The 15,865-nt window shown below is 39.1% G+C and carries 15 protein-coding genes, 1 tRNA gene, 1 other RNA gene and 1 other annotated feature; of the genes, 13 read left to right on the forward strand and 4 right to left on the reverse strand.

The genetic code is table 11. From position 1 onward, the window contains the following. Positions 1-332: 332 nt before the first annotated feature. A complete protein-coding gene (locus tag FCJ93_RS24245) occupies positions 333-1,286 on the reverse strand; it encodes a YaaC family protein (RefSeq protein WP_137744903.1) in 954 nt (317 codons plus the stop codon). Positions 1,287-1,455: 169 nt separating this feature from the next. Between FCJ93_RS24245 and guaB the strand changes: the two genes are divergently transcribed. The 6 genes from guaB to FCJ93_RS24275 all read left to right on the forward strand — a co-directional run bounded on the left by guaB (position 1,456) and on the right by FCJ93_RS24275 (position 8,006). After that, positions 1,456-2,922 (forward strand): IMP dehydrogenase, encoded by a 1,467-nt coding sequence (guaB, locus tag FCJ93_RS24250; protein ID WP_137744904.1) that lies wholly within the window; start codon positions 1,456-1,458, stop codon positions 2,920-2,922. Positions 2,923-3,086: 164 nt separating this feature from the next. Next, the gene (locus tag FCJ93_RS24255; RefSeq protein ID WP_095314840.1) at positions 3,087-4,454 is read left to right on the forward strand and encodes a D-alanyl-D-alanine carboxypeptidase family protein; all 1,368 of its coding nucleotides are present in this window, start codon (positions 3,087-3,089) and stop codon (positions 4,452-4,454) included. A gap of 155 nt (positions 4,455-4,609) precedes the next feature. Next, the gene (pdxS, locus tag FCJ93_RS24260; protein WP_211344151.1) at positions 4,610-5,500 is read left to right on the forward strand and encodes a pyridoxal 5'-phosphate synthase lyase subunit PdxS; all 891 of its coding nucleotides are present in this window, start codon (positions 4,610-4,612) and stop codon (positions 5,498-5,500) included. Between the two features lie 3 nt (positions 5,501-5,503). Further along, positions 5,504-6,082 (forward strand): pyridoxal 5'-phosphate synthase glutaminase subunit PdxT, encoded by a 579-nt coding sequence (pdxT, locus tag FCJ93_RS24265; protein WP_095314838.1) that lies wholly within the window; start codon positions 5,504-5,506, stop codon positions 6,080-6,082. Positions 6,083-6,136: 54 nt separating this feature from the next. Beyond that, positions 6,137-6,360, forward strand: a binding site (T-box leader). Between the two features lie 55 nt (positions 6,361-6,415). Further along, the gene (gene serS, locus FCJ93_RS24270) at positions 6,416-7,690 is read left to right on the forward strand and encodes a serine--tRNA ligase (protein WP_137744906.1); all 1,275 of its coding nucleotides are present in this window, start codon (positions 6,416-6,418) and stop codon (positions 7,688-7,690) included. 223 nt (positions 7,691-7,913) lie between these two features. Further along, positions 7,914-8,006: transfer RNA gene (locus FCJ93_RS24275), tRNA-Ser, on the forward strand. A 195-nt stretch (positions 8,007-8,201) separates the two neighbouring features. On the opposite strand, the gene FCJ93_RS24280 is transcribed toward FCJ93_RS24275, so the two are convergent. From FCJ93_RS24280 to FCJ93_RS24290, 3 genes are all read right to left on the reverse strand, one after another. Continuing rightward, positions 8,202-8,855 carry a deoxynucleoside kinase gene (locus FCJ93_RS24280; protein WP_095314835.1) on the reverse strand — a complete coding sequence of 218 codons (654 nt, stop codon included), beginning with the start codon at positions 8,853-8,855 and terminating at the stop codon, positions 8,202-8,204. Continuing rightward, the gene (locus FCJ93_RS24285) at positions 8,852-9,493 is read right to left on the reverse strand and encodes a deoxynucleoside kinase (RefSeq protein ID WP_095314834.1); all 642 of its coding nucleotides are present in this window, start codon (positions 9,491-9,493) and stop codon (positions 8,852-8,854) included. The genes FCJ93_RS24280 and FCJ93_RS24285 overlap by 4 nt, the downstream gene beginning before the upstream one ends. Before the next feature lie 347 nt (positions 9,494-9,840). Then, positions 9,841-11,124 (reverse strand): LysM peptidoglycan-binding domain-containing protein, encoded by a 1,284-nt coding sequence (locus FCJ93_RS24290; RefSeq protein WP_095314833.1) that lies wholly within the window; start codon positions 11,122-11,124, stop codon positions 9,841-9,843. 132 nt (positions 11,125-11,256) lie between these two features. On the opposite strand from FCJ93_RS24290, the gene tadA reads away from it, so the two are divergent. The 7 genes from tadA to FCJ93_RS24325 all read left to right on the forward strand — a co-directional run bounded on the left by tadA (position 11,257) and on the right by FCJ93_RS24325 (position 15,579). Then, positions 11,257-11,733 (forward strand): tRNA adenosine(34) deaminase TadA, encoded by a 477-nt coding sequence (tadA, locus tag FCJ93_RS24295; protein ID WP_095314836.1) that lies wholly within the window; start codon positions 11,257-11,259, stop codon positions 11,731-11,733. A gap of 65 nt (positions 11,734-11,798) precedes the next feature. Further along, an RNA gene (gene ffs / locus FCJ93_RS24300) (signal recognition particle sRNA large type) lies at positions 11,799-12,063 on the forward strand. 231 nt (positions 12,064-12,294) lie between these two features. Then, positions 12,295-13,998, forward strand: coding sequence for a DNA polymerase III subunit gamma/tau (dnaX, locus tag FCJ93_RS24305; protein WP_095314832.1), 1,704 nt, complete (start codon positions 12,295-12,297; stop codon positions 13,996-13,998). A 15-nt stretch (positions 13,999-14,013) separates the two neighbouring features. Next, on the forward strand, positions 14,014-14,334 hold the full coding sequence (locus FCJ93_RS24310; protein ID WP_095314831.1) for a YbaB/EbfC family nucleoid-associated protein: 321 nt from the start codon (positions 14,014-14,016) through the stop codon (positions 14,332-14,334). Positions 14,335-14,345: 11 nt separating this feature from the next. After that, a complete protein-coding gene (recR, locus tag FCJ93_RS24315) occupies positions 14,346-14,942 on the forward strand; it encodes a recombination mediator RecR (protein WP_095314830.1) in 597 nt (198 codons plus the stop codon). 75 nt (positions 14,943-15,017) lie between these two features. Continuing rightward, the gene (locus FCJ93_RS24320; protein ID WP_095314829.1) at positions 15,018-15,236 is read left to right on the forward strand and encodes a YaaL family protein; all 219 of its coding nucleotides are present in this window, start codon (positions 15,018-15,020) and stop codon (positions 15,234-15,236) included. Positions 15,237-15,315: 79 nt separating this feature from the next. Beyond that, positions 15,316-15,579: a pro-sigmaK processing inhibitor BofA family protein gene (locus FCJ93_RS24325; RefSeq protein WP_095314828.1), complete on the forward strand. Its 264-nt coding sequence runs from the start codon at positions 15,316-15,318 to the stop codon at positions 15,577-15,579. Positions 15,580-15,865 lie beyond the last annotated feature (286 nt).

The following is a 15,865-nucleotide window of genomic DNA, read 5'->3' on the forward strand; positions in this document are numbered from 1 at the left end:
TAAGCATTGAAATACGCGCAATTATGCCTTAAATTGGCGCAATTCGGTGTAAAACACGCGCAATCAAGCCACAAATCGGCGCAATCGAAGGCAAAACGAGCGCAATCAAGTCCCCAAATCGCAGTAATTCGACGCAATTCGACACAAAACACTCGCAACTATTCCAAAAAGTGCAATTTAGCGTAAAACACGCGCAATCCTGTCCAAAAACACGCATAATCGAACCAGAAGAACACGCACAATCATTCAAACAGACCCAGTCCAACATAAACTCCAGCGCAATTACGAGCAAAACTCTGAAAATGACAACTCTGATAACTGAGTTGTTTTTATCAGTGTCCTGCTTTCGTAAGGTATTCGTAAACGAGAAAAGGACCTTTTTCGATGGAGACTTGCAGGAATGTTTCGATTAAGGGGAAATCTTTGTTAGGCATTGTTTTCGCAAGCTCACTCCACCATTCAGTTTCATAACGGGCAATCATACTTAAATTGTAAAGGAGCAAATAATGCACTAGTAATTCATGGAAGACAAATCCGTTTTCTTTTGTTAGTGGAAGAGCATAAGTTTGTTCTGCTAAATTGTATTTTAAAGGGGTGTAATTGAAATCTCCCTTTTTCTCGTTTTTTTCAAAAACAATAAAACCGTTCTCTAAGCGCTTAAAATGATATTCCTCCACTGCTTTTTCGGAAAAGAAATCGAGAAAGCGATTTTCTGTCATATGAAAGAAATCCAATACTCTTTTTGGAATAAAAAACCTATTTCCTTCATGATAGACGTTGGTAAATGATGGAACGCCATCAAGGAACAATAGTAATGAATTTAGTTCAGGCACTTGTTTAAAAAGGTTGCCCATTGATATTTTATCTCCTTCCAGATGTTCCATGTGAAACAATTTATTCGCTAAGAAAGGAAACAGGCCTGTTTTTTGAAATTTAACTTCATCCTGAAAAAAATGAAAGTGTTGCTTTTTGCGCTTTCTGGCAGATACGCCATGAGCAAGGACAGAGGTAGTTTCTGGATAATTCGGGTCAACTGTAAGGATGCATGCTTTAATAAGATGGATAAGTCCATAAAAAAGCAGGATTGGTTGAATGATTAACGGGGAGTGCTTCCCTTGTTCGTAATATACTTTTCCATGTTCGAGATAATAAATGAAGGGATAACAATTTTCGTACGCCTTTTGCTCAGCGTTATCTATTTTATTCTGCTCATAAATATTTTTTAAATATTGTTGTGTGTAACTGGCTGAAAAAAATAGAGAAAATGAAGACCAATGAGATAACATGTTAACCTCCGAAAGAAATTTTATATAAACAGCTTAAATTAGGAAATATAACCAATATTGCAATAGGTGAATTATTAGAAAACTCTAACATATCACCTTATCCTTGACAGTATTTTAACCAATTGATAACCTACTAATAATATTTTCGAGTCTAGGAGGCCAAAAAAAGATGTGGGAAAATAAATTTGCTAAAGAGGGATTAACCTTTGATGATGTGCTTTTAGTACCGGCAAAATCAGAGGTTTTACCAAAAGATGTTCAATTGCAGGTGAAGCTTACGGATAAAGTTAAATTGAATATCCCGATTATAAGTGCAGGAATGGATACGGTCACTGAAGCAGAAATGGCGATTGCTATGGCTAGACAGGGTGGATTAGGGATTATTCATAAGAATATGTCAATCGAGCAGCAAGCAGATCAAGTACTCAAAGTAAAACGTTCGGAAAGTGGAGTGATTACGAACCCGTTTTTCTTAACACCTGAACATCAAGTGTTTGATGCTGAACATCTGATGGGGAAATATCGTATTTCAGGTGTGCCGATCGTTAATAATGAAGATGAGCAAAAACTTGTTGGTATCCTCACAAACCGTGACCTCCGTTTTATTCAAGATTATTCGATCAAGATTTCAGATGTGATGACAAAGGAAAATCTTGTCACCGCCCCAGTTGGAACCACATTGGACGAAGCTGAGAGCATTTTACAAAAGTATAAAATTGAAAAATTACCTTTAGTTGATGAGAACGGAATTTTAAAAGGATTAATTACAATTAAAGACATTGAGAAAGTGATTGAATTCCCGAACTCGGCAAAAGACGAGACGGGAAGATTATTAGCGGGTGCTGCAGTTGGTGTGACAAAGGATACGATGCGCCGCGTGGAAGCACTTGTTAAGGCTCAGGTTGATGTCATTGTCATCGATACAGCGCATGGACATTCTAAAGGAGTTATTGAAACAGTAAAACAAGTAAGAGATGCCTTTCCAAGTGTAGCGATTATTGCAGGGAATGTGGCAACGGCCGAAGCGACAAGAGAGCTGATTGAAGCGGGTGCTGATATTGTGAAAGTAGGAATAGGGCCGGGGTCCATTTGTACGACTCGTGTAGTAGCAGGAGTTGGTGTTCCGCAAATTACAGCGGTCTATGATTGTGCAACAGAGGCCAGAAAGCATGGAAAAACGATTATCGCTGATGGTGGAATTAAATATTCTGGCGATATTGTTAAAGCATTGGCTGCAGGCGGACATGCTGTTATGTTAGGAAGCTTACTTGCCGGTGTATCTGAAAGTCCGGGAGAAACGGAAATATTCCAAGGACGCCGATTCAAAGTTTATCGTGGGATGGGCTCAGTTGCCGCAATGGAAAAGGGTTCAAAGGATCGTTATTTCCAAGAGGATAATAAAAAGTTTGTTCCAGAAGGTATTGAAGGGAGACTTCCATATAAAGGGCCTTTAACCGATACAATTTATCAGTTAATCGGTGGAATTCGTTCAGGAATGGGTTATTGTGGGACAAAGGACTTAGAGGAATTAAGAGAGAATGCGCAATTTATTCGTATGACGGGTGCAGGACTTAGAGAAAGCCACCCGCATGATGTACAAATTACGAAAGAAGCACCAAACTACTCTATTTCATAAAATGAAAAACTGACCTGCTGTGTATGCCGCTGGTCAGTTTTTTTTGCGAAATTATAAAGAAAATTTCCAGTTTCATAGAAAAATAGGAAAATACTCTATCTATGCTTGTATACCGAACTATGTTAAAATAACAAGGGTGTATATTAAGACTTGGAGGGCTCACAGTGAAAAAAAGCTTCATACAAAAAAGTTTCGTATGTCTATTAACATTTTTATTACTAATTGGTTTTATACAAAAACCGGCAGCAGCTGCTGAAAATATAGATATCAATGCGAATGCGGTAATTTTAATCGATGCGGAAACAGGTAAAATACTTTATGAAAAAAATTCAGAAGCCGTACTAGGAATTGCCAGCATGACAAAAATGATGACCGAGTACCTCCTTTTAGAAGCTGTAAAGGAAGGGAAAGTAAAATGGGATCAAACTTTTACCGTCTCTCCAGAGCTTGCTAAAATGTCTCATGATAGCAATTTAAGTAACGTTTTTTTACGTGTTGAGGGGACTTATACAGTAGAAGATCTTTATTCTGCTATGGCAATTGAGTCGGCAAATGCTGCAACAATAGCCATTGCTGAAATAGTAGCTGGTACAGAAGCCAATTTTGTGAAATTAATGAATGAAAAGGCTGAAGAGTTAGGCCTTGGTGATTTTAAATTTGTGAATTCAACAGGGTTAAATAATCGTGATGTAGCAAAGCATTTCCCAGATGTAGTGGGCGGTGCAGATGAAGAAAACGTAATGTCTGCAAGAGCGGTAGCAAAATTAGCTTACCGTATCATAAAAGATTTCCCGGAAGTTTTAGAAACGTCTAGCATCCCTGAAAAAACATTTGCAAAGGGTACAGATGATAAATTTGAAATGAAAAACTGGAACTGGATGTTAGAGGGTTATCGTGATGTCGCAGATAAATATCCAAACTTTCAACAGTTCACCTATGAAGGTTTAGATGGATTGAAAACAGGGTCTACAAGCTTTGCAGGTTTTTGTTTTACGGGTACGGCAAGTAGAGATGGTGTAAGATATATTACGGTTGTAATGGGAACGAAATCAACAACAGATCGTTTTGTGGAGACGAAAAAACTATTAGATTATGCCTTTAATAATTTTAGTAAAGAAGAATTAGTTCCTGCTGAATATGTGATTAAGGGAACGGAATCAGTTCCTGTTGCCAAAGGAAAAGAGGATCAAGTAAAGGTTCATACAGCAGATGCGATTAACAGTGTTGTACCAGCTTCTGAGCAAGAAAACTTTGAAACTGTCGTCGAGCTTGATAAAGAGAAGCTAAATGAAGACGGCACTTTAACAGCTCCTATTAAAAAAGGAGATAAGCTTGGAACAGTAACGGTTCAATTTAAAGATGAAGAGACTGTTTATTTAAGCTCTGAGGGACAGAAGAGTATGACAGTTGATTTAGTTGCAGCTGAGGATGTAGAGAAAGCAAACTGGTTCGTCCTGATGATGCGCGGAATTGGTGGATTTTTTGGCGATTTATGGAGCAGTGTTTCCTCCACAGTTAAAGGTTGGTTTTAATAAGCTGTATTAAAAAGGTTTCTTGTCTTGACAGGAAACCTTTTTTGTTGTTTATTTTCATTAGGGAACGATGCTAATTCCGATGGATTTAGTAGAGGTTTCATTTTTAAAATATTTATTTTATTTTTAATTCAGCAATAATTATTATAAGGGGGATGACTTACGTGAAAATAGGAACAGAGCGTGTAAAACGTGGTATGGCCGAAATGCAAAAAGGCGGCGTTATTATGGATGTTGTAAATGCAGAACAAGCAAAAATAGCAGAAGAAGCTGGTGCTGTTGCAGTAATGGCATTGGAAAGAGTCCCATCGGATATTCGAGCTGCAGGCGGAGTTGCACGTATGGCGGATCCCCGGATTGTAGAAGAGGTCATGAATGCTGTAACGATTCCTGTAATGGCGAAGGCAAGGATTGGACATATTGTTGAAGCTAGAGTTCTTGAGGCAATGGGTGTAGATTACATAGACGAGAGTGAAGTATTGACGCCAGCTGATGAGGAATACCATTTAAATAAGCGTGATTATACGGTGCCGTTTGTTTGTGGATGTAGAGATTTAGGTGAGGCCGCCCGCCGTATTGGAGAAGGAGCTTCGATGTTGCGGACAAAGGGGGAACCTGGGACTGGCAACATCGTTGAGGCAGTTCGACACATGCGCAAAGTCAATGCACAGGTGCGTAAGCTTGTGAATATGAATGCTGATGAAGTGATGACAGAGGCTAAGCTTCTAGGAGCGCCATATGAGCTTCTATTGGAAATTAAAGAACTTGGCCGCCTCCCAGTCGTTAACTTTGCAGCAGGCGGGGTTGCAACACCTGCTGATGCGGCATTAATGATGGAGCTAGGTGCGGATGGTGTATTCGTAGGTTCTGGAATTTTCAAATCAGACAATCCTGCGAAGTTTGCTAGAGCGATTGTAGAAGCTACGACTCACTATCAGGACTATAAATTAATTGCAGAGCTTTCAAAGGAATTAGGAACACCGATGAAAGGGATTGAAATTTCTACATTAGCCCCTGAAGCTCGCATGCAAGAACGCGGTTGGTAAAAGATGATAAAAGTAGGAGTACTGGCGTTGCAAGGCGCAGTTAGGGAGCATGTTCAAGCTATCGAGGCGTGCGGGGCTGAAGCGGTAGTGATCAAGAAAAAAGAGCAGTTAGCAAATGTAGATGGGCTTGTTATGCCAGGCGGAGAAAGTACAGCGATTAGGCGATTAATAGATAAGTACGATTTTATGAATGAGTTGAAAGAATTTGCCCAAGCTGGCAAGCCGATGTTTGGGACATGTGCTGGTCTTATTTTATTGGCGAGGAATGTTGTTGGTTATGATGAACCCCATATTGGCGTTATGGATGTGACAGTGGAAAGAAATTCTTTTGGACGGCAAAGGGAAAGCTTTGAAGCGAATTTAACCATCTCTGGTATAGCAGAGAATTATAATGCTGTTTTTATTCGGGCTCCTCATATCGTCAATGCTGGTGAAAATGTGGAGATATTGGCAAAGCATCATGAACGTATTGTGATGGCCCGTGAAGGAAATTTACTGGGCTGTTCATTTCATCCAGAATTAACAGAAGATTATCGGATCACGGCTTATTTTATTGAGATGATAAAGGAAACAATTGTATAAAAAGGTTGCAATAGAAGAATAATTATAGTACATTAAATTACAAAATTCCCTATAGTAAAAGCAATGAGAGGAAATAGTAGCAGGAAATCCGTTCAAAAGAGAGCTGATGGTCGGTGTAAATCAGTGAATGGAGCTTGTGAATCCATCCTTGAGTGAAGTATGGAATGCTCCTTTGAGAGTCTAGTAAATACTTCCGGGTTAAACCGTTATTGATTTAAGGTGGAAAGTCTTTTTTGCTTTCAACTAGGGTGGCAACGCGGGTAACTCTCGTCCCTTTTTTAGGGATGGGAGTTTTTTGTTTGCAAAAATATGATTTATGAAGAGGTGTTTAGCATGTTGGATTTAAAATATTTGCGCGCTAACTTTGAAGAGGTAAAAGAAAAGCTTCAACATCGTGGCGAAGATTTAACAGATCTAGGGAAATTTGAGGTTCTAGACAAAAAGCGACGGGATTTAATTGTTGAGGCTGAACAGTTAAAAAGCAAACGCAATGAAGTATCACAACAAGTCGCCGCTCTGAAGCGTGAGAAAAAGGATGCGGACCAATTGATCGCTGAAATGCGTGAAGTAGGCGATAAAATTAAAGTTCTCGATGAAGAGCTACGCAATGTTGAGGAAACACTTGAGAATTTATTATTAAGCATCCCTAATATTCCACATGAGAGCGTACCGATTGGTGAAACAGAGGATGACAACGTGCTTCATCGTACGTGGGGAGAAGTTAGGCAGTTTGATTTTGAACCCAAACCCCATTGGGAAATTGCTGATGCACTAGGTATTTTAGATTTTGAAAGAGCAAGTAAGGTGACAGGGAGCCGCTTTGTTTTTTACAAAGGTTTGGGAGCTCGTCTTGAACGTGCCCTGTTTAATTTCATGCTTGATTTGCATACGGAAGAGCATGGGTATGAAGAGGTATTACCTCCGTATATGGTCAATCGAACAAGTATGACGGGTACAGGTCAATTGCCAAAATTTGAAGAAGATGCTTTCTTAATTGGCAGTGAGGATTATTTCCTAATTCCAACAGCTGAAGTGCCTGTGACGAATCTTCATCGCGATGAAATCCTAGATGGGGACACTCTACCAATTAATTATGCAGCATTTAGTGCATGTTTCCGCTCTGAGGCTGGCTCTGCCGGACGAGATACAAGGGGATTAATTCGTCAGCATCAGTTCAATAAAGTTGAGCTTGTAAAATTTGTGAAGCCAGAGGAGTCTTATGAAGAGCTTGAAAAGTTAACAGGTAATGCAGAAAAAGTTTTGCAATTGCTTGGGCTTCCTTATCGCGTCATGAGCATGTGTACAGGAGATTTAGGATTCACTGCTGCGAAGAAATATGATATTGAAGTGTGGATTCCGAGCTATGAGACATACCGTGAAATTTCTTCTTGTAGTAATTTTGAAGGGTTCCAAGCAAGAAGAGCGAATATTCGCTTCCGCAGAGAACCGAAGGGTAAACCAGAGCATGTTCATACTTTAAATGGTTCTGGTCTTGCGATTGGTAGAACGGTAGCAGCAATTCTTGAAAATTATCAGCAAGCAGATGGCAGTGTTGTGATCCCTGAAGTGTTACGTCCGTATATGGGAAATAGAGAGGTAATTAAGTAGGTTCGGACATAACTAACTTCAAATTGTGAGAAAGGAGAATGAGAGGGAACCTCATTCTCCTTTCTCTATTTTTTGTTATTGATGGTTATGCATTTTTAGTTGGAGCGGGCTCTCTCTCTGATTAAACTTTTCCTGCTGTGGCATACTAGAAGTAACTTAAAAACTAATCAAAAAAGTATTGACAACTCTCTTTTAAAAATGATATAGTATCACTTGTCGATACGGAGGAATACCCAAGTCTGGCTGAAGGGATCGGTCTTGAAAACCGACAGGCGGGTTAAACCGCGCGGGGGTTCGAATCCCTCTTCCTCCGCCATATTGATACTGATTTAAATGCGCATATTATTGGAGATTATAAAATCCGCTACGTTTGTAGCGGATTTTTTATTGTTTGTCTTTGTTATGTGATGGGAACCTTTCCTAAAACCCAATGAACTGATGTTTTTAAATTCTACTCGAGAAAACTATGGCGTTTATAATTGTAGAATGAATTTAGTGCAAAGATACTTGCTTATTTAGTATTTAATTTATTTGCAATTTGCTCAAGGATCGATTCAATTGATGCGTTTTCCTGTTGTAGGTCGTAATCCTTTATGTTTAGTCGAAGAATGGGACATGCGTTAAAGTGATTGATCCATTCTTCATAACGGGAATGCATTTCTTGCCAGTAATCAATAGGTGTTTCCTGCTCCATTTCTCGTCCTCTCAACTTGATGCGTTCAAGGATATCCTCCAATGATCCTTCTAAGTAAATTAATAAATCCGGATGTGGGAAGTAAGGCGTCATAACCATTGCTTCAAAGAGGCTTGTGTATGTCTCATAATCCACTTTTGACATTGTTCCCTTATCAAAATGCATTTTAGCGAAGATCCCAGTGTCCTCATAGATGGAACGATCTTGAATAAATCCGCCCCCATATTCAAACATCCTTTTTTGCTCTTTGAAGCGCTCTGCAAGGAAATAAATTTGCAAATGAAAGCTCCAGCGTTTAAAGTCCTTATAAAATTTATCTAAGTACGGATTGTCGTTTACCCGTTCTAGGGAAGTTTTAAATTGCAAAGCTTCTGCTAAAGCTGTGGTCATAGTAGATTTCCCTACTCCAACTGTTCCAGCAATTGTAATGACGGCATTCTTATTTATTCCGTATTTTTCGCGAAGATTCATGAAGATGTCTCCTTATGTGAAAGTAATGAATTTAATTGCTCAAAAATATTATCCAGATCCTGTTTATTGTTGACGAAATCCATATTGTCACCATTTAAGCGGAGAATGGGCGTGGTAGGATTTTCTTTTTCAAAATCGAGCATTGCCTTTTCATAATCTAAAGATAGTTGCTGTAAATAATCGGGGCTGATATTTTTTTCCTGAGAGCGGCCTCGATGATTAATTCTTGCTAAAAGTGTTTTTAAACTTGCTTGTAAGTAAATCATGATGTTTGGTTTAGGCATGTCCGCTGTTAAAATATTGTATATGGCCAAATATTTTGTATAGTCATGAGGCTTTAAGGTGCGTTGTGCAAAAATTATATTTTTATAAACATGATAATCTGCAACAACAGGAATTTGTTTATTTAAAAATTGTTCCTTTATATCGCCAAGCTGCTTATAACGGTTACAAAGGAAAAACATCTCCGTTTGGAAACTCCATTCTTCAAGGTTCTCATAAAACCTTTCTAAAAAGGGGTTTTCATCGACAATCTCGAGAAGGAGACTATATTGATAATGCTCAGAAATTGCTTTTGCAAGGGAAGTTTTTCCGACCCCAATAGGTCCTTCCACTGTAATAAAAGGTACTCCGTTCATTCACTTAACTCCTTTAATTAATTCGACAAAATTTTATACCTCCATAATAGTACCATGTAATTGAAAATGTTGTGCGAGAAATTCTTTAGTAAAATTATCTATTATGATGGTGAAGCATAAAAATGAAAAAACAAGCAGCATGATAAGAGGGCTGCTTGCTTTTTACTATTTTATTCGTATATCTAGTATATTTACGTTTAGCATATGCTTCCAAAGCCTCACAACCTTTCTAGAAAAGTCGGTATTAAGATGATAGGTTCCCTTTTTAAAAAGGGCTCGAACGGCGATGAGCAAAAAGGAATGCATTTTGTTCCGAAGGTGTATTTTTTTAGTTTTAGCTCTTTATTTTACCGTTTGACGACATCGAAATTTTCAACAATTAACAGCCAATTCTGCGGGAAGGAGAGACCGAGCTTCCAATAACTCATTCCGCGTAAATTAAGTTCCTTGATTAAATCGAATTTTGCTTGAATGGAACGTGCATCCTCAAACCAGACTTCATGACGTCTTCCCTCTTCATCAACATATTGGAAAAAAGGTGCTTGTGCCTCCGAATCAAATTGAATTGAGACGTTGTGCTCTGCTGCAAGTTCTATTGCCTGTTGAGGGCTCACGGCCCGGGCAATGGAGCCTTGGACAAATGGAAGTGTCCAATCATAACCATACAAATTTTGCCCCATCATAATTTTTGAGGCCGGCATTTCCGTTAGGGCATATTCAATGACATCACGTACGGGTCCAATTGGCGAAACAGCCATTGCTGGACCGCCGCTATAGCCCCATTCATAGGTCATGATGACAACAAAATCGACAATTTCGCCATGGGCACGGTAATCATGAGCTTCGTACCATGCCCCCTCTTGCTCCGCACTTGTTTTTGGAGCTAAGGCAGTTGATAGAAGCCAGCCCTGTTCTGCAAATCGAGCCTTCGCTTTTCGTAAAAATTGATTATAGGCTTCCCGATCGACAGGACGCAAATATTCAAAATCAAAATGAATGTCTCGGAAGTCATACTTTTGGGCAGTGGCAACAATATTATCTAAAAAGGTATTTTGGATATCCATGTCATTTAATAGGATTCGTCCTAATTCATCGCTAAATTGGTCGTTTTCTTGATTGGTGATGACCATCATTAAAATGACGTTGTTGGCATTTGCAATTGCTGGAAAGTCATCGAGAAGCGGTTCTTTTAATGTGCCGTCTCGTTGAGCTTGAAAGCTGAACGGGGCTAAGTATGTTAAATATGGGGCAGCATCCCTAGCACTTTCCACTAAATTAGGTGCGACAGAAGTACCTCTTGGCTCAACATAAGCGTTAAACTCTGCGGCTTTTTTTGGCAATGGTGGAATATATAATCTCGTTCCTACAGGAAGTGGCTGATTAACAGAGATTCCGTTAATCGAGGCGAGCTCTTGATAAGAAAGGTTAAATCGATTGGCGATCGTCCATAAGCTATCTCCTGGCTGTACCCAATAAAATCTCCCTACAATAGGAATGACCAAAGTCTGTCCCACCACAAGACGACTGGCGTTTGGAAGCTCATTTGCCTCGATTAATTCGTCGACTGTTGTGCCATAGGCTTGTGCAATACCAAATAATGATTGATTTTGTTGAACAACATGAATTTGCATTTTTTCTCCTCCTTGCCCAGATTTAGGCTACATTCATCCTATGCAAGGAGTAAGTAGGAATTGACAATAGGACATAATTATTGGATAAACTAAGGTAACAGTGTTCCAATAAAGGAGTCAAAAATGGAAAATTTGAATCATGAAAAATTTATGAGAGAGGCCATTAAAGAAGCTAAAAAAGCGGAATTGTTGGGGGAAGTCCCCATAGGCGCAGTAATTGTTCATAACGATGAAATAATAGCAAGAGCTCATAATCTAAGAGAGTCGAAACAGTCTTCTATTGCTCATGCAGAGATACTTGCTATTGACATGGCGTGTCAAAAGCTAGAAACATGGAGATTAGAAGAGGCAACTTTATATGTTACGCTTGAGCCTTGTCCGATGTGTGCTGGTGCAAGTATGCTTTCCCGCATTGCGAACGTAGTATACGGCGCAAGTGATCCGAAAGGCGGATGTGCTGGTACGTTTATGAATCTCCTCCAAGATCAAAGATTTAATCACCAAAGTGAGGTTCTCTCAGGAGTTCTAGAAGAAGAATGTGGTCAACTTCTGACTGAATTTTTCCGGAAATTGCGTGACGAAAAAAGAAAGGAAAAACAGAAAAAATGAATTTACAATAATTCACAGTTTGTAATGATTGATTTTCAGCACGATTCCTAGTATACTTGTTTATGCCGTGCTAGGTGGGGAGGTAGCGGTGCCCTGTACTCGCAATCCGCTCTAGCGAGACTGAATTCCTTTCCGAGGCTGATGCTCTGTAGGGTCTGCCTTAGGTAAGTGGTGTTGAAGCTCGGGTCCTGCGCAATGGGAACCCATGAACCATGTCAGGTCCGGAAGGAAGCAGCATTAAGTGGACACTCCCATGTGCCGCAGGGTTGCCTGAGCTGAGCTAACTGCCTAAGTAACGCTTATGGACGTCAGTCAACGAAAGGTGCACGGTTTTACATAAGCATTTTAAAACTCATCCTAAATCGGGATGAGTTTTTTGTTGTGATCCTGTTCATGCCTTGTTTATAAAAATTATCTACCTAATAAGGGACTTTTATAAATCGATAGTTTTGATTTACGAGGATTATTTTTCATTAGAAAAAAATTAAGGTATAATGAGGGAGACTATTTTTGTGTAGCTAAAAAAGCAATGTACATATGTTAAATGAAGGGGGCGTGTCTATGAGTTATCAAGCTTTATACCGTGTTTGGCGTCCGCAGCAGTTCTTTGATGTTGTCGGGCAGGAGCATGTGACAAAAACGCTACAAAACGCCCTGCTTCAGGAAAAAATTTCACATGCTTATTTATTTTCTGGACCGAGAGGAACGGGAAAAACAAGTGCGGCGAAAATATTAGCTAAAGCAGTCAATTGTGAGAGAGCGCCAATTCAAGAACCATGTAATGAGTGCCCATCTTGTAGAGGAATAACAGATGGTTCCATTTCTGATGTCATTGAAATTGATGCAGCGTCAAATAATGGTGTCGATGAAATACGAGATATTCGTGACAAAGTGAAGTATGCACCAAGCTCTGTTAAATATAAGGTCTACATTATTGATGAGGTTCATATGCTTTCCATTGGTGCCTTTAATGCGTTGTTAAAAACGCTTGAAGAGCCGCCAAAGCATGTTATTTTTATTTTAGCTACAACCGAGCCTCATAAAATTCCACTAACGATTTTGTCTCGCTGTCAACGTTTTGATTTCAAAAGAATTTCAGCGGCGGCGATTGTTAATCGAATGAAGTTGATCGTAGATGAAACGGGTGTTGTGGTGGAGGATAAAGCATTGCAAGTAGTTGCAAGAGCAGCTGAAGGTGGTATGCGTGATGCCTTAAGCTTGTTAGATCAGGCGATATCCTTTAGTCAAGATAGGGTCACTTTGGATGATGCATTAACCGTTACAGGTGCTGTTTCGCAAAACTTTCTTAATCGCTTAGCATACGCTATAAAAAATAAGGATGTTGCCGAAGGGCTGTCCGCGTTAGAAGAGTTACTATTTCAAGGAAAAGACCCTTCAAGGTTTGTTGAGGATTTTATCTTATTTTATCGAGATATGCTTTTAAACAAAGCCGCTCCGACATTGGAGGAATCAATGGAGCGAGCGATGCTTGATGAACAGTTTCAAGAGCTAACGAAAATGTATGAACAAGATGAAATTTATGAAATCATTGATCTTCTCAATAAAACTCAACAGGAAATGCGATGGACGAACCATCCGCGTATTTTTTTAGAAGTGGCGATTGTGAAGTTATGCCAGTTGGAAAAACCAGCTCGTTCTGGAACAACTGCTGAGGTTGACAGCCTCATTGCAAAGCTTGAACAGCTCGAATCGGAGCTGCAGGAACTGAAAGATAAAGGTATACAAGTTAGTGATGAGTCAAAGGTAACATCTAAGCCAAAACCACAACGTGTGACTCGCAAAGGTTTTCAAGCCCCGGTCGGCAGAATTAATGAAATCTTGAAAGAAGCAACAAAATCCGACTTAAATCTTGTCAAAGGCCGCTGGGGGGAAATGCTGGGACGCCTTGCTCAAAAGCAAATGAGGTCTCAGGCAGCATTGTTAAATGAGGCAGAGCCTGTTGCGGCTTCTACCAGTGCTTTTATTATTAAATTTAAATATGAAATTCACTGCCAAATGGCAATGGAAAATGCGAATTTTTTACAAGTGTTAACAAAGCTTTTTGAAGAGTTGACTGGAAAGAGGCTACAAATTGTCGGAGTTCCGGAAGAACAGTGGCTGCAATTACGGGCAGATTTTTTGAAGGGACATAAAGATGAGGATGACTCAGAACAATTAGATGGGGAAACATCATCAGGGGACGACCCCATTGTGTCAGAGGCGATTAAACTATTTGGAGATACTCTTATTGAAATAAAAGATTAATGGAGGATGAACAATATGCGTGGAATGGGTAATATGCAAAATATGATGAAGCAAATGCAAAAAATGCAAAAGAAAATGGCTCAGGCTCAAGAAGAATTAGGAGAAAAGCAAATTGAAGGAACAGCTGGAGGCGGTATGGTAACGGTTATTGTTTCCGGTCATAAGGAAGTTCTTGAAGTGAAAATTAATGAAGAGGTAGTCGATCCTGATGATATCGAAATGCTGCAAGATTTAGTATTAGCGGCAACAAATGATGCTTTGAAAAAGGCTGATGAATTAACAAATCAAACAATGGGACAATTCACTAAAGGAATGAACCTTCCAGGAATGTTCTAGGAGGGAAAAATATGCACTATCCTGAACCAATATCTAAGCTGATTGATAGCTTTATGAAATTGCCAGGTATCGGCCCAAAGACAGCCGCTCGTCTGGCATTTTTTGTGTTAAGTATGAAAGAAGACGTTGTTCTTGATTTTGCTAAAGCGTTAGTGAACGCAAAAAGAAATTTAAGTTACTGTTCTGTTTGTGGACATATCACTGACCAAGATCCTTGTTATATTTGTACAGATGAAAGACGTGATCGCTCTGTTATTTGCGTCGTTCAAGATCCAAAGGATGTTATCGCAATGGAAAAGATGAAGGAGTTTGGCGGCCTTTATCATGTATTGCATGGAGCTATTTCACCAATGGATGGAATTGGCCCAGAGGACATCAATATTCCTGATTTATTAAAGAGGCTTCAAGACGAAACGGTTGAAGAGATCATTCTTGCTACCAACCCTAATATTGAGGGAGAAGCAACAGCCATGTATATATCAAGACTTTTAAAACCGTCTGGAATAAAAATTACTCGAATTGCACATGGTTTACCTGTAGGTGGCGATTTAGAATATGCAGATGAAGTCACCTTATCAAAAGCACTTGAAGGTAGAAGAGAAGTATAGACATCTGCCTGAATTTCCATAATTAGATTCGATTATAGATGTAGTACGGGTAAAAGAATAAGTGGGGGTATCACCATGTTTTTCCGACGAAAAGGCTGGTTGCGCAAAGAATTTGATGAAAAACTATTAGAACAGCTTGGTATTGTACGAGCAAATTGGACGAACCAAAAGTCATTGGTAGAAAAAAGTTTTGATCCTTCTGAGGATATTTTATGTTCTGCCAAGCTGGCAGAGGCGAAATATTTTTATTTAATTAAGGAAGCCAAATCGAGAAAAATTAACATTCGAAAATAAAATCCTCTCCTCCCATGTCATTTTTTCAAGAACTTGTACATATTTTAAGTATAGGTGATGTTATGGGAGGAGGATTTTTTTGGAACCAGTTGTAGTAATCACTCTTTTAGCAGGGTTAATCATTATATTTCTGTTAGTAGGTACACCGCTAAAGCCATTTCGATGGATTGGACAAGGGATCGTGAAGTTATTAATAGGAGCATTGTTACTTTTTTTCTTAAATATTTTAGGGAATCAATTTGGGGTTCATATTCCCATTAATTTAGCGACATCAGCTGTTTCTGGATTCCTTGGAATTCCTGGTTTATGTGCCTTAGTAGCTATCGACACGTGGATATTATAAAAAGTATTGACTTCTATTTTGAATGGTGGTAATATATTGAAAGTCGTCACAAGATAACAAGTTAACTACTTTAAAAAAGATGTTGACATTTACTTGTGAGAATGATATATTAATAAAGTCGCTTACGGGCGATAAAGAGAAATTTTCTTTCTTAAGATTATTTCAAAATTGCACTTTGAAAACTAAACAAATCATACGTCAACAAATAATTATAGTGGAGGCTATCTTTCTTTGAGAAGCTGAAACTAGCCAACGTTTTTTAAACATAAGAGCTAATCTTACTCTT

Origin of the sequence: Robertmurraya siralis (genome assembly GCF_005502275.1) — a bacterium.
In the GTDB taxonomy this organism is placed as follows: Bacteria; Bacillota; Bacilli; order Bacillales; family Cytobacillaceae; genus Robertmurraya; species Robertmurraya siralis.